Origin of the sequence: Streptomyces sp. NPDC045470 (assembly GCF_040646595.1) — a bacterium.
Classification (GTDB): domain Bacteria; phylum Actinomycetota; class Actinomycetes; order Streptomycetales; family Streptomycetaceae; genus Streptomyces.
The window spans coordinates 220,313-244,167 of record NZ_JBEZAN010000002.1 but is presented as its reverse complement, the minus strand read 5'-3'; the positions used below and the strand labels follow the sequence as shown (position 1 = coordinate 244,167).

The following is a 23,855-nucleotide window of genomic DNA, read 5'->3' as shown; positions in this document are numbered from 1 at the left end:
CCCCGCACCGGTCCTTGGGGGAAGTCCGGTGCGGGGCCGCGGGGTTTCGGCGGACGCTGTGCCGCCCGGCGCGGGGCGGGGCTCAGGCGGCGGCGGCCTTCACCGCGGAGATGTCGAAGGTGAGCTTGACCTTGTCGCTGACCATCACGCCGCCGGTCTCCAGCGCCGCGTTCCAGGTCAGGCCCCAGTCGGAGCGCAGGATCTCGGCGCTGCCCTCGAAGCCGACACGCTCGGCGCCGTACACGTCGGTGGCCGTGCCCTGGAACTCCAGGTCGATGGTGAGCGGCCGGGTGACGTCCTTGATCGTCAGGTCGCCGGTGATCCGGTAGGTGTCGCCGCCGACCCGCTCGGCGGCGGTGGAGCGGAACGTCATCAGCGGGAAGGTGTCGGCGTCGAAGAAGTCGGCGCCGCGCAGGTGGGCGTCGCGGTCGGCGATGCCGGTGTCGACGGAGGCGATCGTGACGTCGACGGCGGCGGTGGAGCGGGCCGGGTCGGTGCCGTCCAGGTGGAGGGTGCCTTCGTGGGTGCCGAAGGCGCCGCGGACGTTGGTGACCATGGCGTGCCGGACGGTGAAGCCGATCCGGCTGTGCGCCGGGTCGATGGTGTAGTCGCCGGTCAGGGCGGCGAGGGCCGGGTCGGCGTCGAGGACGGCGGCGGGCCGGTGGGGGGTGCGGCCGGCGTCCGTGGCCGTGGCGCGCTTGCGGGTGAACAGAGCCATGGCTCCTCCTCGGAAAGGGTTTGTTTAACCTTCAACGAGATTGAGCGTAGCGCGATCTAGTTCAAGTTTCAACATTTGATCCACGGGGGAGTGATCCGGGGTGTTCCGCGGCGGACGGGTCGCGGACGGTGGGCGTGTCATGGGCATTGTCGGAGCGCCGGAGCCCGTGCTAGACCGTCGGACACCGTTCCACCAGACCGCTTCCGTACGTACGCGACGTTCACGGAGAGGACGGACCGTGCCGCCTTCCCCCGTCTGGTCCCGCCGGGGCTTCCTCGGCTTCTCCGGAGCGGGCGCGTTCGGCCTGGCGCTGACGCCCGCGCTCACCGGGCCGGCCGCCGCCGCGCACGCTGCCGACGCCGATCCGTACGAGACCCTGCGCCGCCGCTGGCTCGGCATCCAGCTCGGCACCGGGTTCGACCCCGCCGCCGAACCGTACGCCGCCCGTCTGAAGGAGACCGGCGAACTGGCCCGCGGCTTCCGCGCGGCCATGCGCCCGGCCGCCGGCTCGCTCTGGCCCGACAGCCCCTTCGACCCGCCGGCCGGCATCACCCGCAGCTACAGCCGTCTCGCCACCATGGCCCGCGCCCACGCCCAGCCCGGCACCGGCCTGACCGGGGACGCCGCCCTCGCCGCCGACGTCGTCAAGGGCCTGGACCATGTGCACGACACGGTCTACCACTCGGGTACGGCGCGCTACGGCAACTGGTGGGAGTGGCAGATCGGCAGCCCCCGCCTCCTCCTGGACACCGTCGCGATGCTGTACGAGCAGCTCGGCGCGGACCGGCGGTCCCGTTACCTGGCCGCCGTCGACCACTTCGTCCCGGACGGCATGCTCGGTGACTACACCGGCACCAGCACCGGTGCCAACCGCGTCGACCTGTGCCGCGTCGTCGCGCTGCGCGGCATCCTCGGCCGGGCCCCGGCGAAGATCGCGCTGGCCCGCGACGCGCTGTCCCCGGTCTTCCCGTACGTCACCAAGGGTGACGGCCTCTACGCCGACGGCTCCTTCGTCCAGCACACCTGGGTCGCCTACTCCGGCACCTACGGCTTCGTCCTGCTCGACGGGCTCGGCCGCCTCTTCACCCTGCTCGGCGGGACCGACTGGGCCGTCACCGACCCGAAGCGCCAGATCATCTTCGACAGCGTGGAGCACGCCTACGCGCCGCTGCTCTACAACGGCCTGATGATGGACAGCGTCAACGGACGCGCCGTCAGCCGCGGCTATCTGCGCGCCGACGAGCGCCGGGTGATGCGCGGCGACCACTTCCACGGGCACGCCCTGGTCGCCGCCGTCGCCCTCCTGGCGGAGGCGGCCGCGCCCCGGGAGCGGGAGCGCTGGCAGGCGAGGGTCCGGGGCTGGATGCGGCGGGACACGAGTTACCCGGTGCTCGCCGACCGGCAGTACGAGATCGCCGACCTCGCCCGCCTCAAAGGGCTCGCGGACGACGGCGGCCCGGTCGCACCGGAACCGGTCGCCCACCGCCTCTTCCCGGCCATGGACCGGGCCGTGCACCGCCGCCCCGGCTGGGCCGCCGGCCTGGCCATGGCCTCGGACCGCATCACGTACTACGAGAACGGCAACGGCGAGAACCCGCGCGGCTGGCACACCGGCGCCGGAATGCTCTACTGGTGGGGCCGGGACTTCGCGAACGACCAGTACACGGACGCCTTCTGGCCCACCGTCGACCCGTACCGCCTGCCCGGCACGACCGTGTCCGCCAAGCGGCTGGCCGACAACGAGGGCGGCGGCTGGGGCCTGCCCAAGCCGGCCGCGCGGTGGGTGGGCGGCACCACCGACGGCGAGTTCGCCGCGGTCGGGCAGGACGTGCGCGGCCTGTCCTCCACCCTGCGCGCCAAGAAGTCCTGGTTCTTCGCCGCGGACTGCGTGGTCTGCCTGGGCGCGGGCATCACCTCCCGCGACGGGGTGCCCGCCGAGACGGTCGTGGACAACCGCAACCTGGGTGCGTCGGGCACGCAGGCGCTGACCGTCGACGGTGTACGGCAGCCCGCGGCGCCCGGCCGTCCGCTGGCCTTCCCGCGCGCCCGCTGGATCCATCTGGCCGGGCACGGCGGGTACGTCTTCCCCCGCGTCCCCGGCGGCGGGGAAACGGTCCCGCACGCGCTGCGCGACACCCGGACGGGCGCGTGGAGCGACATCAACACCGGCGGCTCGCCCGACCCGTTCACCCGCCGCTACCTGACCCTGTGGATCGACCACGGCACCGACCCGGCGGACGCCGCGTACGCGTACCTGCTGATGCCCGGAGCGGGCCCGCGCGCCCTCGCCGCCCGGGCCGCCGACCGCCGCTGGCTGACCGTCCTCGCCAACACCGGCGAACGGCAGGCGGTCGCCGTCCCCTCGCTCGGGCTGACCGCCGCCAACTTCTGGCAGGCCGGATCGGCCGGCGGCCTGGCCGTCTCGGCACCCGCGAGCGTGCTGCTGCGCGAACGGCCGGCGCGGACCGCGCACGGGCGGCACGGTGGCCGGACGGCGTCACTGTGCGTGGCCGAGCCGCCGCGCACCGGGAAGCCGTTCGAGGTGGTGTGGGACCGTCCGGTCCGCGCGGTGCTTGCCGCCGACCCCTCCGTCACGGTTCTGGCGACCGCTCCGGCGCTCCGGCTGCGCGTCACTCCAGGCACCGCCTGCACCACCCACACCTGCACGGTCGCCCCGCGCTGACCGGCTGTTCCCCCTGATCAGGGCGCCGCCGACGGGCTGATCACGGTACCCCGGCGCCCGGTCAAGCAGTGGACTGCCACAATGCCGGACGGTCACGTTTTGTCGGGCCCATACATACCGCTGAGGCCCTGCGGCGTGCGCACGGGGGCGGACGCAGGCCGCGGGCAGGACGCTTCTGTCCTGCCTGCCCACCAAATCGCTTCCGACGTTGTACGAAACCGACATCGGTTCCGGAGGGTCCGGCCACGTACCGTCGATACATGACCACTGTCGAAGATGTGCCCGCCGAGGCGAACGACGCCCGCGGGCGGGTCGCCGAGCTGCACGCCATCCGCGAGCAGGCCCGGCGCGGCCCCAGCGAGCGGGCGACCGAGGCGCAGCACGCCAAGGGCAAGCTCACCGCGCGTGAGCGGATCGAGCTGCTGCTGGACGAGGGTTCCTTCCGGGAGGTGGAGCCGCTGCGGCGGCACCGGGCCACCGGGTTCGGCCTGGAGGCCAAGAAGCCCTACACCGACGGTGTGATCACCGGCTGGGGCACCGTGCACGGCCGGACCGTGTTCGTCTACGCCCACGACTTCCGGATCTTCGGCGGCGCGCTGGGCGAGGCGCACGCCACGAAGATCCACAAGATCATGGACATGGCCATCGCGGCCGGTGCCCCGCTGGTCTCCCTGAACGACGGCGCCGGCGCCCGTATCCAGGAAGGCGTCTCGGCGCTGGCCGGGTACGGCGGCATCTTCCAGCGCAACACCAAGGCGTCCGGCGTCATCCCGCAGATCAGCGTGATGCTCGGCCCGTGCGCGGGCGGCGCGGCCTACAGCCCCGCCCTGACCGACTTCGTGTTCATGGTCCGCGAGACCTCGCAGATGTTCATCACCGGGCCCGACGTGGTGCGCGCGGTCACCGGCGAGGAGATCACCCAGAACGGCCTGGGCGGCGCCGACGTGCACGCCGAGACCTCCGGCGTGTGCCACTTCGCCTACGACGACGAGCAGACCTGCCTCGAAGAGGTCCGCTACCTCCTGTCCCTGCTGCCGTCGAACAACCGGGAGAACCCGCCGTCGGTGGCGTGCGAGGACCCCGCCGACCGCTCCGGCGACGCCCTGCTGGACGTGGTGCCGGCCGACGGCAACCGGCCCTACGACATGCGCACGGTCATCGAGGAGCTGGTCGACGACGGCGAGTTCCTGGAGGTCCACGAGCGCTGGGCCACCAACATCATCGTGGCGCTGGCCCGGATGGACGGCGAGGTCGTCGGCCTGATCGCCAACCAGCCGCAGTCGCTGGCAGGCGTGCTGGACATCGAGGCGTCCGAGAAGGCCGCCCGCTTCGTGCAGATGTGCGACGCGTTCAACATCCCCATCGTCACGCTGCTGGACGTGCCCGGCTTCCTGCCCGGCGTCGACCAGGAGCACGGCGGCATCATCCGGCACGGCGCCAAGCTGCTGTACGCGTACTGCAACGCCACCGTGCCGCGGATCTCGGTGGTGCTGCGCAAGGCGTACGGCGGCGCGTACATCGTCATGGACTCGCAGTCCATCGGCGCGGACCTGACCTACGCCTGGCCCACCAACGAGATCGCGGTGATGGGCGCCGAGGGCGCCGCCAACGTCATCTTCCGCAAGCAGATCGCGGAGGCGGACGACCCCGAGGCGATGCGGGCGCGGATGGTCAAGGAGTACAAGTCCGAGCTGATGCACCCGTACTACGCGGCCGAGCGCGGTCTGGTCGACGACGTGATCGACCCCGCCGAGACCCGCGAGGTGCTCATCCGCTCCCTGGACATGCTCCGCAACAAGCACGCGGACCTGCCCGCGCGCAAGCACGGCAACCCGCCCCAGTAGGGCGCGCCGGCCCGCCTCCGAGAGGCGCGCAAGCCCGCACGGCACGGCACGACAGCCACCGACCGGCCCCCGACCGGACCTTTCGCAGACCGGAGAAACGACGTGACCACTTCCGTTCAGACCAGCCCCATCCGTGTGGAGAAGGGTGAGGCCAGCGAGGAGGAGCTGGCGGCGCTGACCGCCGTCCTGCTCGCCCGCGCCGCGCACCGCCCGGAGGCCGCCGTGCCGGGCCGCCGCCGCGCCACCGCCGCGCGCTGGCGCCGGCTGGAGCGCCAGTACGGCTTCCGCGGCGCCGGTAGCTGGCAGCGCTGAGCAGCAAGTCGTCCGGGCCCGGTACTCGAAGCGAGTACCGGGCCCGACTGCTTTCTTCGCGGGTCGTACGCCGTTGCTCCGACGGCCGAAAGAAGGCGTAGGTTCACACCGACTCCGGGGCCGGGAGCTGTCCAATCCGTGATCCCCGTGCTGACATGCGCTCGTCATTGCGCTCCCGGCGTCCACCCCCGGGCCCCGGGAACCGACCGCAGGACGACCGGAAGGAAAGCCCATGCTCCGCACACTGGGTGTCGGTGCCGCCGCGGCATCGCTGCTGCTCCTCGCCGGGTCGGCGTCCCCCGCCTCCGCACAGGCCTCGCCGCGGTACGGCGAAGAGGCGCCGCCGACCGGCCAGATCACCATCACGGTCGCCACCGTCAACGGCTCGGGCTGCCGCCCGGGCAGCGCCGCGGTGGCCGTCGCGCCCGACAACACCGCGTTCACCGTGACGTACAGCGAATACCTCGCCCAGGCGGGCAAGGACAGCAGACCCACGGACTCCCGCAAGAACTGCCAGATCGCCCTGAACGTCCACGTCCCCCAGGGCTTCACCTACGCGATCGCCAAGGCCGACTACCGCGGTTACGCCCAGCTCGCGCCCGGTGCCGTCGGCCTGGAACAGGCGGGCTACTACTTCCAGGGCAGTTCCGAGACGGCCCGCAAGAGCCACCGCTTCACCGGCCCGTACGACGCCAACTGGCAGTCCTCGGACGAGACCGGGATCGACGCGCTGGTCTACGCCCCCTGCGGCGAGAAGCGTTACTTCAACATCAACACCGAGCTGCGGGTGGACGCCAAGGGCTCCGACCCCAAGCTGACCAGCTACATGGCGATGGACTCCACCGACGGCAGCATCAACACCAAGTACCACTTCGCGTGGAAGCAGTGCCCTAGGTAGCCGCATCGGCAGCGGCCCGTACGGCCACGGGGTCCGCGTGCACCGGTGTGCGCGGGCCCTCCGGGTCCTCCGGTCGCTCCGGCACCTTGAGGTACAGCGTCAGGGCGGCGGAGACGACGTACAGCGCCGCGAAGACGACCACGACCCCGGCCGGGCCGAGCGGGCCGAGGAAGACGCTGACGACGGCCGGCCCGACGAAGGCCGCGCCGCCCGCGCCCAGGTTGAGCAGGGCCATCGCACCGCCCTTGTTCTCCGGCGCGAGGGCCGGGACCAGGGCCGATACGGGCACGAATCCGGCCAGCGTGATGCCGTACAGCATGCCCATGACGATCGCCACCGGGTAGTTGCCGCCGACGGCCTTCGGCACGAAGTAGAGGGTCAGCGTGGTGACCGCGCAGCCGAGGCCGCCGAACGAGGCGATGGTCCGCCGCCAGCCGATCCGGTCGCCGATCGCGCCGAAGAGCAGGTTGCACAGCACGTTGGTGCCGTAGATGGCGGCCAGCAGGGTCAGCCAGCGGCCCTGGCCGAACCCCAGCTCCGAGCCGAAGAAGGTCGGCAGGAAGACCAGGAAGCCGAACTCCGGCGCCGTGTTGATGATCCGTACGACACAGCCGACGGCGACCTTCGGGTGCGTCCAGGCGATGGAGAGGCTGGACAGCAGCGACTGCACCGGACGCACCTCCGGCGGCGCCAGCCGGGCGTACCCGGTGCGCTCCCGGACGCCCAGCAGACAGCAGGCGCCGCCCAGGACGATGATGCCGAGCGCCACCCACAGGGTGCCGAACTGGCCGAACCAGGGGTTGGTGACCCCCGCGACGAGCGAGCCGAGGGTGGGCAGCCCGCCGGTGAAGGCGACGTAGAACCAGCCGACCGCGGTGCCCATCCGGGCCGTCGGCGCGGTCGCGGTGATCCACACGAGGAAGCCGAAGGCGAAGAGCGGGTAGCCGAAGCCGCGCAGACCGTAGAAGACCAGCATCAGGGGATAGTTCTGCGGGCCCAGGGCGAAGGCCAGGAAGAGCACGTCGAAGACGACCCAGACGGCCAGCCCCGACTGCATCACCCGGCGCGGGCCCCACAGGTCGGACAGGGCGCCGGACAGCCAGGACGCGAGCATGACGGTCACGCCGTACGCGGTGATGACGTACGAGGCGTGCACCTCGGTGCCCGCGCCGTGGTCCGCCATGTACGGGGCGATGAAACCCGACTCGACGCCGTCACCCACCATGAACAGCAGCACGCCGAGATAGCCGAGGACCAGCGGGCCCGGGATGCCGAGGCGGTCGGGGAGCGGGAGCTTCGGTGGGGCCATGGCCTGCCTCCGTGCGGTGCGGTGCGATGCGGCGGTACGGATGGTGCGTGCGATGTGTGCGGTGCCTGCGGTAAGGCCGGTGCGATCCGGCGATCCGGCGATCCGGCGGTGCGGTCGGCGCGGTCGGCGCGGTGTGATGCGAGCAGCATGAATCCTGTGAACTTCACACGCAAGATGTGATGCGAGCTTTTCTCCGACGGTTTTCGCGCAACTTGGGCCGCCATTCACGGCAGGAGGGGTGACGAATATGTGATCTGGGTGTTAAATCCAACAGGGACGAAACAAAGGAGTGAGCCCGATGACCACCACCCCCGCAGCCGGCCCCGGCCACGACCCCGGCACCTTTCGCGAGGACTGGCTGGAGGGTCTGGCCGACGCCTACGCCCGCACGGTGCGCCGGGTCCCGGACACGTTCGGGGTCGTCGGGCGGCACGCGCCGCGCCCCGGCAAGGTCGCGGTCGTCATCGGGGGCGGCTCCGGCCACTACCCCGCCTTCGCCGGGCTCGTCGGCCCCGGCCTCGCCGACGCGGCGGCCGTCGGCGACGTCTTCGCCAGCCCCAGCGCCGAACAGGTCTACCGCACCGCGCGCGCCGCGGACGGCGGCGCCGGGGTGCTCTTCAGCTACGGCAACTACGCCGGGGACGTCATGCACTTCGGCCTCGCCGCGCGCCGCCTGGCCGCCGAAGGCGTCGACGTCCGTACGGTCCTGGTCACCGACGACGTCGCCAGCGGGCCGCCGCCCGTCGAGGGCCGGGAGGCCGACCCGTCCCGCGACCGGCGCGGGGTGGCCGGCGACTTCTTCGTCTTCAAGGTGGCCGGCGCGGCCGCCGAACGCGGCGACGACCTGGCGGCCGTCGCCCGCGCGGCCGAGCACGCCAACGCGATGACCCGCACCTTCGGCGCCGCGTTCGCCGGCTGTACGCTCCCGGGCGCCGGCGAACCGCTGTTCACCGTCGACGCGGGCACCACCGAACTCGGCATGGGCATACACGGCGAACCCGGCCTGCGCACCACCCGCCACCTCACCGCCGCCGAACTCGCCGACGCGCTCGTCGACAACCTCCTCCAGGAACTCCCCGAGCCGCCCGCCGGGAGCGACGGCCGGGCCGCCGTCCTCCTCAACGGCCTGGGCCGCACCAAGTACGAGGAGATGTTCGTCGTCTACCGGCAGGTCAACCGCCGCCTGCGCGCCGCCGGGCTGCGCCCGCACCGCCCGGAGGTCGGCGAGTTCGTCACGTCCTTCGACATGGCGGGCGTCTCCCTGTCCGTCATGCTCCTGGACGACGAACTGGCCGCGCTCTACGACGCGCCCTGCGACACCCCCGCCTTCCGCAGCCTCCCGGGGGAGCACCCGGAAGCCGCCGACCTCCGCCCGTCCGTACCCGCGCAGGCCACCGCCGCCGCCACACCGGCGGCCGCCACCGCCACCTCGGCCACCGACGCTTCCGCCACCGACCTCCCCGCCACCGCGACCCTCCAGGCCGCCCTCGACCTGATCGCCGCCCATGAGGACGAACTGGGCCGCCTGGACGCCGTGGCCGGGGACGGCGACCACGGCATCGGCATCGTCCGGGGCCTGCGCGCCGCCGTCGGCGCGGCCCGCGCGGCCGAACCGGGGCCGCCCGCCGATCCCCGCTCGGCGGGCGCCGCGCTGCTCGCCGCCGGTCTCGCCCTGGCCGACGCCTCGGGCGGCGCGTCCGGCGCCCTGTACGGCACGCTGCTCGCCGAGACCGGCGCCGTCCTCACTCGCGCCGACGGCTACTCCACCGCCCTGTTCGCGGACGCCGCGGACGCCGCGCAGCGGGCCGTCTCGGAACTGGGCGGCGCCCGGGTCGGGGACAAGACCCTGCTCGACGCGCTGGATCCGTTCCGGGCCGAACTCCACGCCCGCGCCGGCGAACCCCTGCCCGGCGCCTGGAAGGCGGCCGCCCAGTCCGCCACCCGCGCCGCGGCCGCCACCGCCGACCTCACCCCGTCCCGCGGCCGCGCCGCCCGTATGGGCCCGCTGGGCCACGGCCACCCGGACCCCGGAGCGACGTCGCTGGCGCTCCTGCTCACCGCCACCGCCGACCACCTCAACCGGTAGCCCCGCCCCCCGCAGCGCAAAGCCCCCGCACCGAGAGGTACGGGGGCTCGCCGCGTGGTCGCCGTCGGCCGGGCCGGTCAGCGCAGGCGGGCCATGAGAGCGTGCTCGACCAGGGTGATGAGGGCGCTCTTGGCCTCGCTGCGGTGGCGGGCGTCGGTGGTGATGATCGGTGCGTCGGGGCCGATCTGGAGGGCCTCGCGGACCTCGTCCGGCGTGTACGGCTGGTGTCCGTCGAAGCCGTTGAGGGCGATGACGAAGGGCAGGCCGCTGTTCTCGAAGTAGTCGACCGCGGGGAAGCAGTCGGCGAGCCGGCGGGTGTCGACCAGGACGACCGCGCCGATGGCGCCGCGGACCAGGTCGTCCCACATGAACCAGAAACGGTCCTGACCGGGCGTACCGAAGAGGTACAGGATCAGGTCCTGGTCCAGGGTGATGCGGCCGAAGTCCATCGCCACGGTCGTCGTGGTCTTGTCCGGCGCGTGCGTGAGGTCGTCGATGCCGGCCGACGCCGAGGTCATCACGGCTTCGGTGCGCAGCGGGTTGATCTCTGAGACGGCCCCGACGAACGTGGTCTTGCCCACGCCGAAGCCGCCCGCCACCACGATCTTCGCGGAGGTGGTGGAGCGGGCTGCACCGCTAGAGCTTGCGAAGTCCACTGAGCACCCTTTCGAGCAGTGTCACATCTGGCTGTCCGCCGGCGGTCTCGTCCCCGCCGGGCTGATGGATGGCGACGAGTCCGGCCTCGGCCAGGTCGGCGACGAGGATTCGGGCGACGCCGAGGGGGATGGAGAGAAGGGCCGAGATCTCGGCCACTGACTTGATCTCGCGGCAGAGGTGGCAGATGCGCTGGTGCTCCGGCAGTTGGCCCTGCAGCCTGGCCGGGTCGGCGGTCGTGCTGACCAGTGCCTCGATGGCGAGCTGGTAGCGCGGCCGGGTCCGGCCTCCGGTCATCGCGTACGGGCGCACGAGCGGGTTGTGCGCGCCCCCGGCGGGAGCCGACGGACCGGGCGCGCGCCGCTGGGACTGCGCCGGCCGGCTGCGGGGCGCCCGCGGCTGGTCGTACGGCGACGGCTCGTACGGCTGCCGGGAGTCGTACGGCTGCTGCTGGTAGGACTGCCGTGGCTGCGGCGGCTGGGACGGCCGCTGCTGCCGGCGGCTGGGCGCGGAAGGAAAGTTGAAGCGGTTGTGATGGTGCTCGCCCTGGGACCCGGACTGCTGTCCGGGACCGTACGGGTATCCGCTCGGGGGCGTTGCCACGTCTCCTCCTTCAACTTGCCATTCTGACGCCGGTCGCGCCACCGCACCCTATGGCGCGGTGGCGGGAAACGCACTGCCTGTCTGCTAGTTGAGAAGGCTGCCCTGCAGTTCCGCGCGCAGGTCGGGCGTCAGCACGGTGCCCGCGCGGTCGACCAGCAGGGCCATCTCGTAACCGACGAGGCCGATGTCGCACTCGGGGTGCGCCAGTACGGCCAGCGACGATCCGTCGGAGACGGACATGATGAAGAGGAAGCCGCGCTCCATCTCCACCACGGTCTGATTGACACTCCCGCCTTCGAAGATGCGGGAGGCGCCGGAGGTCAGCGAGGTGAGGCCGGAGGCCACCGCCGCCAACTGATCGGCTCTGTCCCGAGGGAAGCCCTCGGACATGGCGAGGAGGAGACCGTCCGCGGAGACCACGACCGTGTGGGACACACCGGGGGTGTTGTCCACGAAGTTGGTGATCAACCAGTTCAGGTTCTGCGCCGCCTGGCTCATCGGGCTCACACTAACGCTCCTGATCGTAGGTGCTGCCGGGGCCGAAGCCCTGTTGGTCATTCTGGGGGACCTCCGATTGGTCCGTGCCCACGTTGCGTCCCTGCTGGACCCCGCGCCGCAGGTTGCTCAGCCGGCCGCGGACGTCCTCCGGAGCACGGGAGACCTGCGGGCCGCCCTGCGGGCTCTGCTCCGCGGTGCCCTCGACCAGGTTGGCCTTGGGCACCCGCCGGGGCAGGCCGGAGGAGGTGACTCCGCCCGCCTTCGGCTCACGCAGCCGCTCCGCCCGCTGCCAGCGCTCGTCGTTGGCCGAGCGCCACTCGGAGTCGTCCGCACCGGGCTCCGGCGCGTTCCCCTGCGGGGCGGCCGCCGGTTCCTCCTGGGCACGGGGCCTGGAGGACGCCTCCTCGAACGGCTGCCACTGCTGCTGCGGAGCCTGCGGCTTGCCGGCGGCTCCGCGGCGCGGAAGGCCGGCGTCGGTCAGCGGCGGTGCGCCGTTCGGGGTGGGGTCCGGTCGGTCGAATGCTACGCGTTCCGGACCGTCCGCGGGAGCGGGCGGCTGATTCCGGTCGGATTCCGGTTCCCCGCCGAAGTAGCCGGTGTGCGCTCCGTTTTCGGGCCCGCCGTCCAGCGGCCGCGACTCGAACGGGGCGTACGACTGCTGGCCGACGGCCTCGTCGTAACCGACTTCGGCAAGTCCCTGGCCCTGCGGCGACGTGTCCCCGTAGGTGCCCTGCGCCGGTTCCGCATATGCCTGGCCGGAGTGGTCCCCGTAGCCCGCGCCGTGCTGCTGGGCCGGGTTCTGGAACTGGTCCGGGCCCTGGAACGGCGCCCGGTCCTGGAACTGGGCCTGGTCCTGGAACGGCGCCTGGTCCTGGAACAGCGGCGCCGACGGGTCCTGGTACGGGCCCGGCGTCTGCGCGGGGTGGTGCGGGTCCTGCGCCGGGTGGTGCGGCTGCGCGCCCGCGCTGCCGCTCTGCGCCTCCAGTGCCGCCCGGCGCTCCTCGCGCATCAGTGAGCGGTTGACCGGGTCGAGCCGCGAGGCGGCGCCGTGCTGTCCGTGGCTCAGGCCCAGCTCGTCGAAGCCCAGCTCGGCGGCGGAACGGCCGTCGCTCTCGTACGCGCCCTGCTGGTGCTCGGGCACGATGCGGGAGACGGTGAAGTCGTCGTCGTAGCCGCCCTCCTCGCCGCCACCGCCGTGCGTGATGGGCTCGGGGAGCATGACGAGGGAGGTGGTGCCGGCCTGCTCGCCGGAGGGGCGCAACTGCACGCGGATGCCGTGCCGGTCGGCCAGCCGGCCGACCACGAACAGGCCCATGCGCTGGGAGACCGAGGCGTCCACGGTCGGCGGGTTGGCCAGCTTGTGGTTGATGTCCGCGAAGTCCTCGGGGGTCAGCCCGATGCCCTTGTCGTGGATCTCGATCATGACGCGGCCGTCCGGCAGCCGGGTGGCGGCGACCCGCACCTTGGTGTGCGGCGAGGAGAACGTGGTGGCGTTCTCCAGCAGCTCGGAGAGCAGGTGCACGAGGTCGGTCACGGCGGTGCCGTGGATGTCGCCGTCCGGCACGCCGGACAGTTCTATCCGCTCGTACGCCTCGACCTCGGACGTCGCCGCGCGCAGCACGTCGATCAGCGGCACCGGCTGGTTCCAGCGGTGGCCCGGCTCCTCGCCCGCGAGGATGAGGAGGTTCTCGCCGTTGCGCCTCATACGGGTGGCCAGGTGGTCCATCCGGAAGAGGCTCTCCAGTTGGTCCGGGTCGGCCTCGTTGTTCTCCAGCTCGGTGATCAGGGTGAGCTGACGTTCGATCAGGCCCTGGTTGCGCTGCGAGAGGTTGGTGAAGATCGCGTTGACGTTGCCGCGCAGCAGCGCCTGTTCGGCGGCGAGCCGGACGGCCTCCCGGTGCACCTGGTCGAAGGCGCGGGCGACCTCGCCGATCTCGTCGGTGGTGTGGATCGGGATGGGCTGCACGCGGGTGTCGACGCGGCCCGGGTCCGTACGGGAGAGCTGGTCGACCAGGGTCGGCAGCCGCTGCTCGGCGATGCCGAAGGCGGCGGTGCGCAACTGGCGCATGTTGCGGCTCATCCGGCGGGCCATCATGCCGGCCACCAGGAAGGCGACGACCAGCGCGGCGATCACGATCGCGGAGTCGGTGAACGTGGACTGGCGGGCGTCCGAGGAGATCTCGGCGGCCTCGGCCACGGCCTTGTCCGCGAGGTCCTTCTCGATGGCGCGGTACATGTCGAAGGTGCCGGTGGCCGCGGCGAACCAGGTCTCCGGGGTGATGCCCTGCGCGGCGAGCTGCTGCGGCGAGGCGCCGGAGGCGATGGCGGTGGCCATCGCCTCGAACGACGGCGGCGCCTTGAACTGCTGGCCGGCGGCCTCCGCGCGCTGCTTGGCCTTGGCGGCGGCCTCCTCGGCCCGCTTCTTGAGCTGGGCGGCGTCGTCCTTGAGCCGCTGCACGTCCTCGGGGGTACCGCCGGAGGTGTACTCGCCGATGGCGATGTTCTCCAGGTACTTGTACGAGGCGAACGCGGTGAGCTGCTTCTTGTGCTCCTTGCCGCCCTGCGGGGACGCGGGGTCGACCAGCAGGTGCGTACCGATGGCACGGGTGAGCGACTCGGCAGCCTTGGCGAGCGAGACGGCGTAGACCGTACGGCCGTAGGAGGTGATGTTGCCGGTGCCCAGACCCAGTTCGTTGGCGAACTCCATCAGCGGATGCTGGATGGCGACGTAGCCCTCTTCGGTGCGTACCCCGGGGAGCTGCGGCGTGTACGCGGACTCGCGCAGCTTCGTCAGGTTGGGCTCGACCTTCTGGAAGGCGGCGAGGCGGCGCTTGAGGCCCTCCTTGGCGGGCATCTCCGCGACCGCGGCGTGGAACGCGTCGGCGGCGGTGTCGGTGGCCCCGCGGGCCTCGCTCACCGCGGGGTCGTCCCGCTTGCCGGCCAGCAGCGGCTCGGCGGTACGGTCGCGCTCGTCGATGATGGCGTGGCTGTAGGCCGCCGCGGCGCGTACCAGCTTGGCGGTGGCCTCGGCGTCCTGGGCCTCCTGCCAGGTCTCGACGGAGGCGTTCACCCGCAGGCCGCCGAAGACCAGGGCGACGAGTACGGGAATGAGCAGGATCGCGTTGAGGCGGGTGGCCACCCGCCAGTTGCGCGGCGAGAACCGCCCGCCGCTCACGGGGGCGGTGGCGACCGGGCTCTCGGACGTGCCGACGGCCGGTGCCGCGCTGTGCGACGGTGGCGTGAAGTTGCCCCGCCGCGGTTCCTGCGGCTCGGGGCCCGACTTGCTTCGCCTCACTCGACCAACAACCTCTCGGCGCCGGCACTGCACCCTTTTGCGCTGTGCCGTTTTCTTCAGGGCGTCACTACTCCGGAGTTCAGCGAATTTCAGCACGTCAGGACCGTGCGTTCCAAACACTGGGCAAAGGGGTGGCAGCGCGCTGAGCACGTCAGATAAAAGGGGCGTTAAGGGCGAGGGGCGCCAAAAGGCGGGAGAAATGTGAGCGCAGCGGAGCCGCGTGTGCGCGCCGGGTGTCGGCGGCGGATGAATTCTCTGTCGAAACGTTATGAACGCGGTCGGCGGCGTGGCCAAGGACACAGATCCACCGGCGCCGCACGGGAACCACCGTGCGGCGCGCACCTTTCCGGCGCCGCGCGGCACCGGAAAGGCTCTCATTGCCCGAGGCAACTTACTTTCGGGCGGGGCGACTTGCCGGCGTCACTTCAGGCGGGCCATGAGAGCGTGCTCGACCAGGGTGATGAGGGCGCTCTTGGCCTCGCTGCGGTGGCGGGCGTCGGTGGTGATGATCGGTGCGTCGGGGCCGATCTGGAGGGCCTCGCGGACCTCGTCCGGCGTGTACGGCTGGTGTCCGTCGAAGCCGTTGAGGGCGATGACGAAGGGCAGGCCGCTGTTCTCGAAGTAGTCGACCGCCGCGAAGCAGTCGGCGAGCCGGCGGGTGTCGACCAGGACGACCGCGCCGATGGCGCCGCGGACCAGGTCGTCCCACATGAACCAGAAACGGTCCTGACCCGGCGTACCGAACAGGTACAGGATCAGGTCCTGGTCCAGGGTGATACGGCCGAAGTCCATCGCCACCGTGGTGGTGGTCTTGTCCTGGACGTGGCTCAGGTCGTCGATCCCCGCCGAGGCGGAGGTCATCACGGCCTCCGTACGCAGCGGGTTGATCTCCGAGACGGCCCCGACGAACGTGGTCTTGCCCACGCCGAAGCCGCCCGCCACCACGATCTTCGCCGAGGTGGTGGATCTGCCGCCCTGACCGGCGGCCGCCGCGGCGCCGTCAGAGCTTGCGAAGTCCACTGAGCACCCTTTCCAGCAGCGTCACGTCGGGCGTACCGCCGGCCTCGCCACTGCCGCCCGGCTGGTGGATCGCCACCATGCCGGCCTCCGCCAGGTCCGCGACCAGAATCCGGGCCACCCCCAGCGGAATGTGCAGCAGCGCCGAGATCTCGGCGACCGACTTCACCTCGCGGGTCAGATGACAGATGCGCTGGTGCTCCGGCAGCAGGCCGGGCAGCTGGGACGGGTCGGCGGTCGTGCTGACCAGTGCCTCGATGGCGAGCTGGTAGCGCGGCCGGGTCCGTCCCCCGGTCATGGCGTACGGGCGGACCAGCGGCTGGTCACCTTCGCCCCCGTACGGCGCTTGGCTGTAGGCGCCGTACGGGCCGGGCGAGGCAGGTGGCGGGGTCATGGGGTCCTCCGGACGGGACAACTGACTGTCGTCGGGTTGGGCCGGTGGGGGGTGCGGCACGGTGGTCGGTGGGTCGGGTCGTGACGTTCGGCGGGACTCAGTGCAGCAGGCTGCCCTGGAGTTCGGCGCGCAGGTCGGGCGTCAGCACGGTGCCCGCGCGGTCGACCAGCAGGGCCATCTCGTAACCGACGAGGCCGATGTCGCACTCGGGGTGCGCCAGTACGGCCAGCGACGATCCGTCGGAGACGGACATGATGAAGAGGAAGCCGCGCTCCATCTCCACCACGGTCTGATTGACCACGCCGCCCTCGAAGATGCGGGACGCACCGGAGGTCAGCGAGGTCAGCCCCGAGGCCACCGCCGCCAACTGGTCGGCGCGGTCGCGGGGAAAGCCGTCGGACATGGCGAGGAGCAGTCCGTCCGCGGAAACCACCACCGTGTGGGACACACCGGGGGTGTTGTCCACGAAGTTGGTGATCAACCAGTTCAGATTCTGCGCCGCCTGGCTCATCGGACTCAACTAACGCTCCTGCTGGTGAGTGGGGTCGACAATGCCGTGGTTGCCGGTGGAGGCGTTCTCCTCGGCCCGGTAACGGCCTTGCTGGATACCCCGACGAAGATTGGTCAGACGGCCGCGCACGTCGTCGGGCGCACGCGAGACCTGCGGACCGGTCTGGTGGGACTGCTGCTGCGCGGTGCCGGCGACCAGGTTGGCGCGCGGCACCCGGCGGGGCAGCCCGGAGGTGGTGACGCCGCCCGCGGCGGGCTGGCGGATCTGCTCCGCCTGCCGCCAGCGCTCGTCGTTGGGCGAGGCACGCCACTGGCCCTGCTCACCCTGGGTACGGCTGTCGGCGGCGGCACCGTCGAAGAGCGAGCCGGACGTACCGGCGGACGCGCCGCCGGCGGCGGCACCGGGCTCGCGGCGCGGCAGCGGCGGCGCCTCGGAGTGCTCCGCCGACGGGACCGAGGGTTCGTCGGCGGCCTGCTGCGGCACCGAGGCCGCACCGGACGCCGGGTGGTTGAACCAGTTCGACTCGATGGTGTCGAAGATCGGCGTACGGCCGTCCCCGGGACCGGCGGGCGAACCGCCGCCGAGCAGGTCACCGGAGCCGCCGTCCTGGCGCTGCCGCTCCTGTGGCGGCACCGCGAACTCGCCGGTGCCCTGCTGCGACCCGTTCTGCAGGTCGGCGGGGAGGGCGAACTCGCCGGTGGTGTTGGCGTCCTGCTGCTGCGCGCCGCCGCCGAAGGCACTGCCGCCCGCGAAGGCGTTGCCCGCGGCCGCGTCATAACCGTTGTTCCCGTACGCGGTCTCGCCGAAGCCGCGCCCGTCGTCCGGGCGGGCGAACTGCCCGGTGTCGCCGGGGCCCTGCGGCGACTCGCCGCGCAGGTCGGCAGGCAGTTCGTACTGACCGGTCGCCTGGTCGTCACGCTGCGGCGCGCCGGAACCGAAGGCGTCGGTACGGGCGAATTCCCCCGTGTCACCGGGGCCGCGTCCGGTCAGGTCGCCGGGCGGCGGGGCGTCGAAGTCGGGACGGGCGAACTCCGCCGTGTCGCCGGGACCGCCGGCCGCCGGGCGGGGGAAGCCGCCGGTGGTCTCCGGCTCCTCGTGGCCGCGCGGCCGGTCCTGCTCCTGGCGGGGCGTCATCGGCCAGTCGTCCGAGGCGCCGCGCTCACGGCGGGCACCCCAGCTCGTGGTGTTCGGCTGCGACGGACCGCCGGTGGCGTCCGCGCCGCCGGTCAGCTCGCCGGCCGGGCCGCGCTGCGGAAGCTCCGGGCGCTCGTCACGGTGGGGCGCACCCGTCGGGGGAGCGACCGTCGGCATCTGCGAAGTGTCACCGGCACCGGCACCCGCGCCCGTGTTCGCACCGGCCGGCGTGCCACGGGTCGGCAGCGCCGGACGTCCGTCGCTCAGCTGACCGGTGTTCGGGGTGCTCTTCGAGGGTCCGGCGGGCGCGTTGCCCGTACGGCCGGCCGGCGCGCCGAACGCACCGGCACCCGGCCCGCCCTGGCCACCCGGACCGCCGCGGCCCGGCAGCGCCGGACGCGCGCCGCCCGCGCCGACCTGGCCGCGCGGCTGGAGACCGGCGAGGCGGTTGGCGGAGGCGTTCGGGGTGTGGGGCGCGGGGGCGCCCTCGACGGAACCGGCACCCGGCCCGCCCTTGCCGCCCGGCTGGGGCTTCTTGCCGCCCTGGGCGACATCGACCGGCAGCATGACCAGCGCCGTCGTACCGCCCGAGTCGGACGGCCGGAGCTGGATGCGGATGCCGTGCCGCAGCGACAGGCGGCCGACCACGAACAGACCCATGCGGCGGGAGACCGAGACGTCCACCGTCGGCGGGCTGGCCAGCCGCTCGTTGATCGCGGACAGGTCCTCGGGGGACAGGCCGATACCGGTGTCGTGGATCTCGACCAGCACCCGGCCGTCGGGCAGCGCGTGACCGGTGACCTTGACCTTGGTCTGCGGGGAGGAGAACGAGGTGGCGTTCTCCAGCAGCTCGGCGAGCAGGTGCACGAGGTCGTTGACGACCCGGCCCGCGACCTCGGTCTGCGGTACGGCGCTCAGCTCGATGCGCTCGTACTGCTCCACCTCGGACGCGGCGGCGCGCAGCACGTCGACCAGCGGGACCGGGCGCGTCCAGCGGCGGCCCGGCTCCTCGCCCGCGAGGACGAGGAGGTTCTCACCGTTACGGCGCATACGGGTCGCGAGGTGGTCCAGCTTGAACAGCGAGGAGAGCTGGTCCGGGTCGGCCTCGCGGGACTCCAGTTCGGAGATGAGCGAGAGCTGGCGCTGGATGAGGCCCTGGCTGCGGCGCGAGAGGTTGGTGAACATCGCGTTGACGTTGCCCCGCAGCAGCGCCTGCTCGGACGCCAGACGGACGGCTTCGCGGTGCACGTCGTCGAAGGCCGCGGCCACCTTGCCGATCTCGTCCCGGCTGTGCACGCCGACGGACTCCACGGAGGTGTCCACGTCCTGCGGGTCCGCCTCGGAAAGCTGCTTGACCAGCTCGGGCAGGCGCTCCTGGGAGACCTTCTGCGCGGTGTCCTGCAGACGGCGCAGCGAACGCACCATGGACCGGGACACGACGAACGCGCCGACCAGCGAGATGCCGAGGACCAGCAGGATCAGCGCACCGCTGAGGATCGCCTCCTGCGTCGCCTCGTTGCGCAGCTCGCGGGACTTCTGCTCCATCTGGGAGAGCAGCGAGCTCTCGATACGGCCCATCTCGTCGATCTTGACGGTGTCCGTGTCGTACCAGTCGAGGTACTTGTAGTCCTCGCTGTGGATGCCGCCGTCGCTGGCGAAGGCCCGGTGGGCGAAGGCGACAGCCGCCTTGATGTCGTCGTTGTTGCCGTCCAGACCCTTGGTCAGGTCGGTGGCGCCGGTGTAGATCTGCGAGAAGCGGTCACGGGCCGCCTTCTCGTTGTCCTCGGCGGTACGGCCGGCCAGCCGGTCGTTGGAGGAGAGCTGCGGGCTGCCCTTGTGCGCGAGGCCGGCACTGACCAGCGCGCGCTGCATCGACGCGTATTCCTTGGCGGAGGAGAACGCCGCCAGCGCACGGGTGCTGCGGATCATCTCCGGGTTGCTGGTCGCCTGGGCCATGTCCTGGGACAGCGCGAGCAGCGAGGTGATGAGCTGGTTGTAGCTGCTGACGGTACGGGCGGCGTTGTCGCCGTCCTTGTACGCGTTGTTGCGGATCTCGTTGAGGGTGTTGAGCTGACGCCCGATGTCCAGCAGGGTCGCCTGCACGCCGGCCATCGTCGGGTCGTCGCGCTGGACGTCACCGGTGGCCTTGTTGAACGCCTGCTTGGCCCGGTCGGTCGCCTCACGCGGGGCGACGACGCTGGCGTCGTCCTTGACGTTGCCGGTGCCGGCGATCGGACCCGCCGACTTGTCCCGCTCCGTCTGGAGGGCGTCGGCCAGCTCGGTGGCCTGCCGCGTCATCTCGGTGAGCAACTGCATCTTGTCGAGCTGGTCGATGTTCTCCAGCGACGTGTTGATGCGCATGCCGCCCAGCGTGGTCGCGGCGATGACGGGGAGTGCGAGCAGGGAGACCAGGCGGGTGCTGATGCGCCAGTTGCGCATGGCTATTCGCGCGCCGGGGCCGCTCGGCTCCTTGGCGCCCTTCGACGGCTTGGGCGAGGCGCCGTCGGCGGAGTCACCCCCGGCCGCCGGGCCGGGGCCCTGGCCATGCTGGGGCGAGGCGGCGCGGTCGCTTCCGCCGCGCAGCTCCGGGTCCGCCGCAGCTTCCCCTTGGCCCTGGCGGGCCTGGGGAGACCCGTCCCTCTTGAAACGTCCCTGCACTAGCGTCGCAACCTCTGGACCAGGCGTCCCTCCGCGTGAACGGCGGGACGGTTGTCGAGTCGTAGGGGACCGGGGCCCCCGTGTGGCGGTCGTGAGTGACCGGCGAGCTGCCCTCTCTGGCCGAGAGAGCGGCACCACCGCGCGGCGCTTCGCTGCGCCCTCTGCCTGCGCCCTCTGCGCGCCGTCCGGCTGAAACCTGCGGCGGTCCGTGGAATTCCAGCACAGTGCCGGATCTCCAACAAGGGCGGTGCCGTCCCCTGTGACATGCGTGACGCAATGTACGGAACTCGTCACAATACGTAGAGAGTGGCGCCGTCGATAACGGACTAATGCCCGCGAGTCGCTCGCGGGTACCTCCTGTCCCAGGTGCGGTGATCGGGAGCGGAACATGGGCTTCAATCCTGCAATGTCCGTTTCGCCCGTGGATGTTGATCATGAGAAATGCGGCATTTGTCACACAGTTCGTGAGCAAACTCACAGGTGCCGGGTCGACTTTCCCGGAGTCGCGCGGGGAATAGCGCGCATAGCCTGACGCTTTACACAGTTGCCCGAAACGACAAGGCCGCAATCCCGCGCGAGCGGACCGCGGCCTTGTTTCCCGAGTTCCCACGCGAGGCATGAAGCAGTGAAGACCACGATGATGTTCCGCAACATAGCCAATCCGCGGCGCACCACCCTCGCCCACCTCAAGGACGCCGACGACCTCCAGAGCGCCGCGGCCGAGGCCCCGGAGCACGCCGTCGAGCTGCCCACCCAGACCGCCAACCCCCGCCGCACCGTCCTCATGGACGCCCCCGCGCCGCAGACCGTCCCCGCGCAGGCCGCCGCCGCGCCGGACACGGCCGTCTGACACCAGGGCGAACGCCAGGGCAGGCGGGCCCGCCGCGCCCCCCGCGATAGCCTGGAGTGTCAACTCCGGCCAGTGATCTATGAGGGGCAGCGGCAACCCGTGCGCATCGCCAGATTCTCCATCGACGGCAACGTCGGCTTCGGCGTCCTCGACGGCGACGACATCGACGTCATCAAGGGACATCCCTTCGCGGAATTCGAGCGCTCGGGTCACAAGGTCCCCCTCGACAAGGTCCGCCTGCTGCCCCCGGTCCTGCCCAACAAGGTCGTCGCGGTCGGCCGCAACTACGCCGAACACGCGCGCGAACTGGGCAACGAGGTCCCGGACGTGCCGGTCACCTTCTTCAAGCCCTCCACCTCGGTGGTCGGCCCCGGCGACCCCATCGTGTACCCCTCCTTCTCCCAGGAGGTGCACCACGAGGCGGAGCTCGCCGTCGTCATCGGCCGCATGTGCCGCGAGGTCCCCCGCGAGCGGGTCAAGGACGTCGTCCTCGGCTACACCTGCGCCAACGACATCACCGCCCGTGACGTGCAGAAGCGCGAGGCGCAGTGGGCGCGGGCCAAGGGCTTCGACACCTCCTGCCCGCTCGGCCCCTGGGTCGAGACCGAGCTGGACCCCGGCGACCTGACGATCATGTGCACCGTCAACGGTGAGCAGCGCCAGCTCGGCCGCACCAGCGAAATGGTCCGTTCCGTCGAGGACCTGATCGTGCACATCACCGAGGCGATGACGCTGCTTCCCGGCGACGTCGTCCTCACGGGCACCCCGGCCGGGGTCGGCCCCCTCCAGGACGGCGACGAGGTCGCCGTCCACATCGAAGGCATCGGCACTCTCACCAACAAGGTGATCAAGCGTGGCTAACGCGACCCCCGTCCGCGTCCGTTTCTGTCCCTCCCCGACCGGCAACCCCCACGTGGGCCTGGTCCGCACCGCCCTGTTCAACTGGGCCTACGCCCGGCACACCCAGGGCACCATGGTCTTCCGCATCGAGGACACCGACGCGGCCCGCGACTCCGAGGAGTCCTACAACCAGCTGCTCGACTCGATGCGCTGGCTGGGCCTGGACTGGGACGAGGGCCCCGAGATCGGCGGCCCCCACGAGCCGTACCGGCAGTCGCAGCGCATGGACCTCTACCAGGAGATCGCGCAGAAGCTGCTGGACGCCGGCCACGCGTACAAGTGCTACTGCTCCACCGCCGAGCTGGACGCCCGCCGCGAGGCCGCCCGCGCCGCCGGCAAGCCGTCCGGCTACGACGGCAAGTGCCGCGTCCTGACGGCCGACGAGATCACCGCGTACGAGGCCGAGGGCCGCGAGCCGATCGTCCGCTTCCGGATGCCGGACGAGCCGATCACCTTCACGGACCTGGTCCGCGGCGAGCTGACCTTCACCCCGGAGAACGTCCCGGACTACGGCATCCTCCGCGCCAACGGCGCCCCCCTCTACACGCTCGTCAACCCGGTCGACGACGCCCTGATGGAGATCACCCACGTCCTGCGCGGCGAGGACCTGCTCTCCTCCACCCCGCGCCAGGTGGCCCTCTACAAGGCCCTGATCGAACTGGGCGTCGCCAAGACGGTCCCCGCCTTCGGCCACCTCCCGTACGTCATGGGCGAGGGCAACAAGAAGCTCTCCAAGCGCGACCCGCAGGCGTCCCTGAACCTGTACCGCGAGCGCGGCTTCCTCCCCGAGGGCCTCCTCAACTACCTCTCCCTCCTCGGCTGGTCCTTCTCCGCCGACCAGGACGTCTTCTCCATCGACGAGATGGTCGCGGCCTTCGACATCGCCGACGTCAACGCCAACCCGGCCCGCTTCGACCTGAAGAAGGCCGAGGCGATCAACGCCGACCACATCCGCCGCCTGGACCCGAAGGCCTTCGCCGAAGCCTGCCGCCCCTGGCTCCAGGCCCCGCACGCCAACTGGGACCCGGCCGACTTCGACGAGGCGGCCTGGCAGGCCATCGCCCCGCACGCGCAGACCCGCCTGACGGTCCTCTCCGACATCACCGCCAACGTCGATTTCCTCTTCCGCAAGGAGCCGGTCGAGGACGAGGCGTCCTGGACCAAGGCGATGAAGGGCGACCCGGTGGCCCTGCTCACCACCGCCCGCGAGAAGCTGACCGGCGCCGACTGGTCCAGCCCCGACTCCCTCAAGGAAGCCGTCCTGGCCGCCGGCGAGGCCCACGGCCTCAAGCTCGGCAAGGCCCAGGCCCCGGTCCGCGTGGCCGTCACGGGCCGCACGGTCGGCCTCCCGCTCTTCGAGTCCCTGGAGATCCTGGGCAAGGACCGCACCCTGTCCCGCATCGACGCGGCACTGGCGAAGCTGGGCGCGTAACCGCGCGGCTTTCACGTCGTACGCCGAAGGGGCGGCCACCGGGTGTCGGTGGCCGCCCC

At 71.9% G+C, this 23,855-nt stretch carries 18 protein-coding genes; 8 read left to right on the top strand and 10 right to left on the bottom strand.

The window, feature by feature from the left end:
* Positions 1-82: 82 nt before the first annotated feature.
* Positions 83-718, bottom strand: coding sequence for a YceI family protein (locus AB0A97_RS07475; protein ID WP_361145852.1), 636 nt, complete (start codon positions 716-718; stop codon positions 83-85).
* A gap of 238 nt (positions 719-956) precedes the next feature.
* Between AB0A97_RS07475 and AB0A97_RS07470 the strand changes: the two genes are divergently transcribed.
* From AB0A97_RS07470 to AB0A97_RS07455, 4 genes are all read left to right on the top strand, one after another.
* Positions 957-3,401 (top strand): polysaccharide lyase 8 family protein, encoded by a 2,445-nt coding sequence (locus tag AB0A97_RS07470; protein ID WP_361145849.1) that lies wholly within the window; start codon positions 957-959, stop codon positions 3,399-3,401.
* A gap of 260 nt (positions 3,402-3,661) precedes the next feature.
* A complete protein-coding gene (locus AB0A97_RS07465; protein ID WP_361145846.1) occupies positions 3,662-5,245 on the top strand; it encodes an acyl-CoA carboxylase subunit beta in 1,584 nt (527 codons plus the stop codon).
* Between the two features lie 102 nt (positions 5,246-5,347).
* Positions 5,348-5,557 (top strand): acyl-CoA carboxylase epsilon subunit, encoded by a 210-nt coding sequence (locus AB0A97_RS07460; RefSeq protein ID WP_361145843.1) that lies wholly within the window; start codon positions 5,348-5,350, stop codon positions 5,555-5,557.
* A gap of 232 nt (positions 5,558-5,789) precedes the next feature.
* Positions 5,790-6,455: a DUF4360 domain-containing protein gene (locus AB0A97_RS07455; RefSeq protein ID WP_361145842.1), complete on the top strand. Its 666-nt coding sequence runs from the start codon at positions 5,790-5,792 to the stop codon at positions 6,453-6,455.
* Here AB0A97_RS07455 and AB0A97_RS07450 read toward each other — a convergent pair.
* Positions 6,448-7,764 carry an MFS transporter gene (locus AB0A97_RS07450; protein WP_361145839.1) on the bottom strand — a complete coding sequence of 439 codons (1,317 nt, stop codon included), beginning with the start codon at positions 7,762-7,764 and terminating at the stop codon, positions 6,448-6,450. The genes AB0A97_RS07455 and AB0A97_RS07450 overlap by 8 nt on opposite strands.
* Before the next feature lie 298 nt (positions 7,765-8,062).
* Here AB0A97_RS07450 and AB0A97_RS07445 point away from each other — a divergent pair, with 298 nt between their 5' ends.
* Positions 8,063-9,850, top strand: a complete 1,788-nt coding sequence (locus AB0A97_RS07445) for a dihydroxyacetone kinase family protein (protein WP_361145837.1) — start codon at positions 8,063-8,065, stop codon at positions 9,848-9,850.
* A gap of 77 nt (positions 9,851-9,927) precedes the next feature.
* Here AB0A97_RS07445 and AB0A97_RS07440 read toward each other — a convergent pair whose 3' ends face one another.
* From AB0A97_RS07440 to AB0A97_RS07405, 8 genes are all read right to left on the bottom strand, one after another.
* The gene (locus AB0A97_RS07440; protein WP_073447656.1) at positions 9,928-10,506 is read right to left on the bottom strand and encodes an ATP/GTP-binding protein; all 579 of its coding nucleotides are present in this window, start codon (positions 10,504-10,506) and stop codon (positions 9,928-9,930) included.
* The gene (locus AB0A97_RS07435) at positions 10,487-11,107 is read right to left on the bottom strand and encodes a DUF742 domain-containing protein (RefSeq protein WP_361145833.1); all 621 of its coding nucleotides are present in this window, start codon (positions 11,105-11,107) and stop codon (positions 10,487-10,489) included. The genes AB0A97_RS07440 and AB0A97_RS07435 overlap by 20 nt, the downstream gene beginning before the upstream one ends.
* Positions 11,108-11,191: 84 nt before the next feature.
* Complete coding sequence (locus tag AB0A97_RS07430) at positions 11,192-11,605, bottom strand: roadblock/LC7 domain-containing protein (protein WP_018087204.1); 414 nt, start codon at positions 11,603-11,605, stop codon at positions 11,192-11,194.
* 10 nt (positions 11,606-11,615) lie between these two features.
* Positions 11,616-14,900 carry a nitrate- and nitrite sensing domain-containing protein gene (locus AB0A97_RS07425; protein WP_361145830.1) on the bottom strand — a complete coding sequence of 1,095 codons (3,285 nt, stop codon included), beginning with the start codon at positions 14,898-14,900 and terminating at the stop codon, positions 11,616-11,618.
* Positions 14,901-15,320: 420 nt separating this feature from the next.
* Positions 15,321-15,920, bottom strand: a complete 600-nt coding sequence (locus tag AB0A97_RS07420; protein WP_358965342.1) for an ATP/GTP-binding protein — start codon at positions 15,918-15,920, stop codon at positions 15,321-15,323.
* A complete protein-coding gene (locus AB0A97_RS07415) occupies positions 15,901-16,311 on the bottom strand; it encodes a DUF742 domain-containing protein (RefSeq protein ID WP_030018343.1) in 411 nt (136 codons plus the stop codon). Before AB0A97_RS07415 ends, AB0A97_RS07420 begins: the two co-directional genes overlap by 20 nt.
* Positions 16,312-16,408: 97 nt before the next feature.
* Positions 16,409-16,822 (bottom strand): roadblock/LC7 domain-containing protein, encoded by a 414-nt coding sequence (locus AB0A97_RS07410; protein WP_030018344.1) that lies wholly within the window; start codon positions 16,820-16,822, stop codon positions 16,409-16,411.
* 9 nt (positions 16,823-16,831) lie between these two features.
* Complete coding sequence (locus AB0A97_RS07405; RefSeq protein ID WP_361145827.1) at positions 16,832-20,614, bottom strand: nitrate- and nitrite sensing domain-containing protein; 3,783 nt, start codon at positions 20,612-20,614, stop codon at positions 16,832-16,834.
* A 625-nt stretch (positions 20,615-21,239) separates the two neighbouring features.
* On the opposite strand from AB0A97_RS07405, the gene AB0A97_RS07400 reads away from it, so the two are divergent.
* The 3 genes from AB0A97_RS07400 to gltX all read left to right on the top strand — a co-directional run bounded on the left by AB0A97_RS07400 (position 21,240) and on the right by gltX (position 23,796).
* Positions 21,240-21,464 carry a hypothetical protein gene (locus AB0A97_RS07400; RefSeq protein WP_361145824.1) on the top strand — a complete coding sequence of 75 codons (225 nt, stop codon included), beginning with the start codon at positions 21,240-21,242 and terminating at the stop codon, positions 21,462-21,464.
* A gap of 99 nt (positions 21,465-21,563) precedes the next feature.
* Positions 21,564-22,325 carry a fumarylacetoacetate hydrolase family protein gene (locus tag AB0A97_RS07395; protein ID WP_361145821.1) on the top strand — a complete coding sequence of 254 codons (762 nt, stop codon included), beginning with the start codon at positions 21,564-21,566 and terminating at the stop codon, positions 22,323-22,325.
* On the top strand, positions 22,318-23,796 hold the full coding sequence (gltX, locus tag AB0A97_RS07390; RefSeq protein ID WP_361145820.1) for a glutamate--tRNA ligase: 1,479 nt from the start codon (positions 22,318-22,320) through the stop codon (positions 23,794-23,796). The genes AB0A97_RS07395 and gltX overlap by 8 nt, the downstream gene beginning before the upstream one ends.
* Positions 23,797-23,855 lie beyond the last annotated feature (59 nt).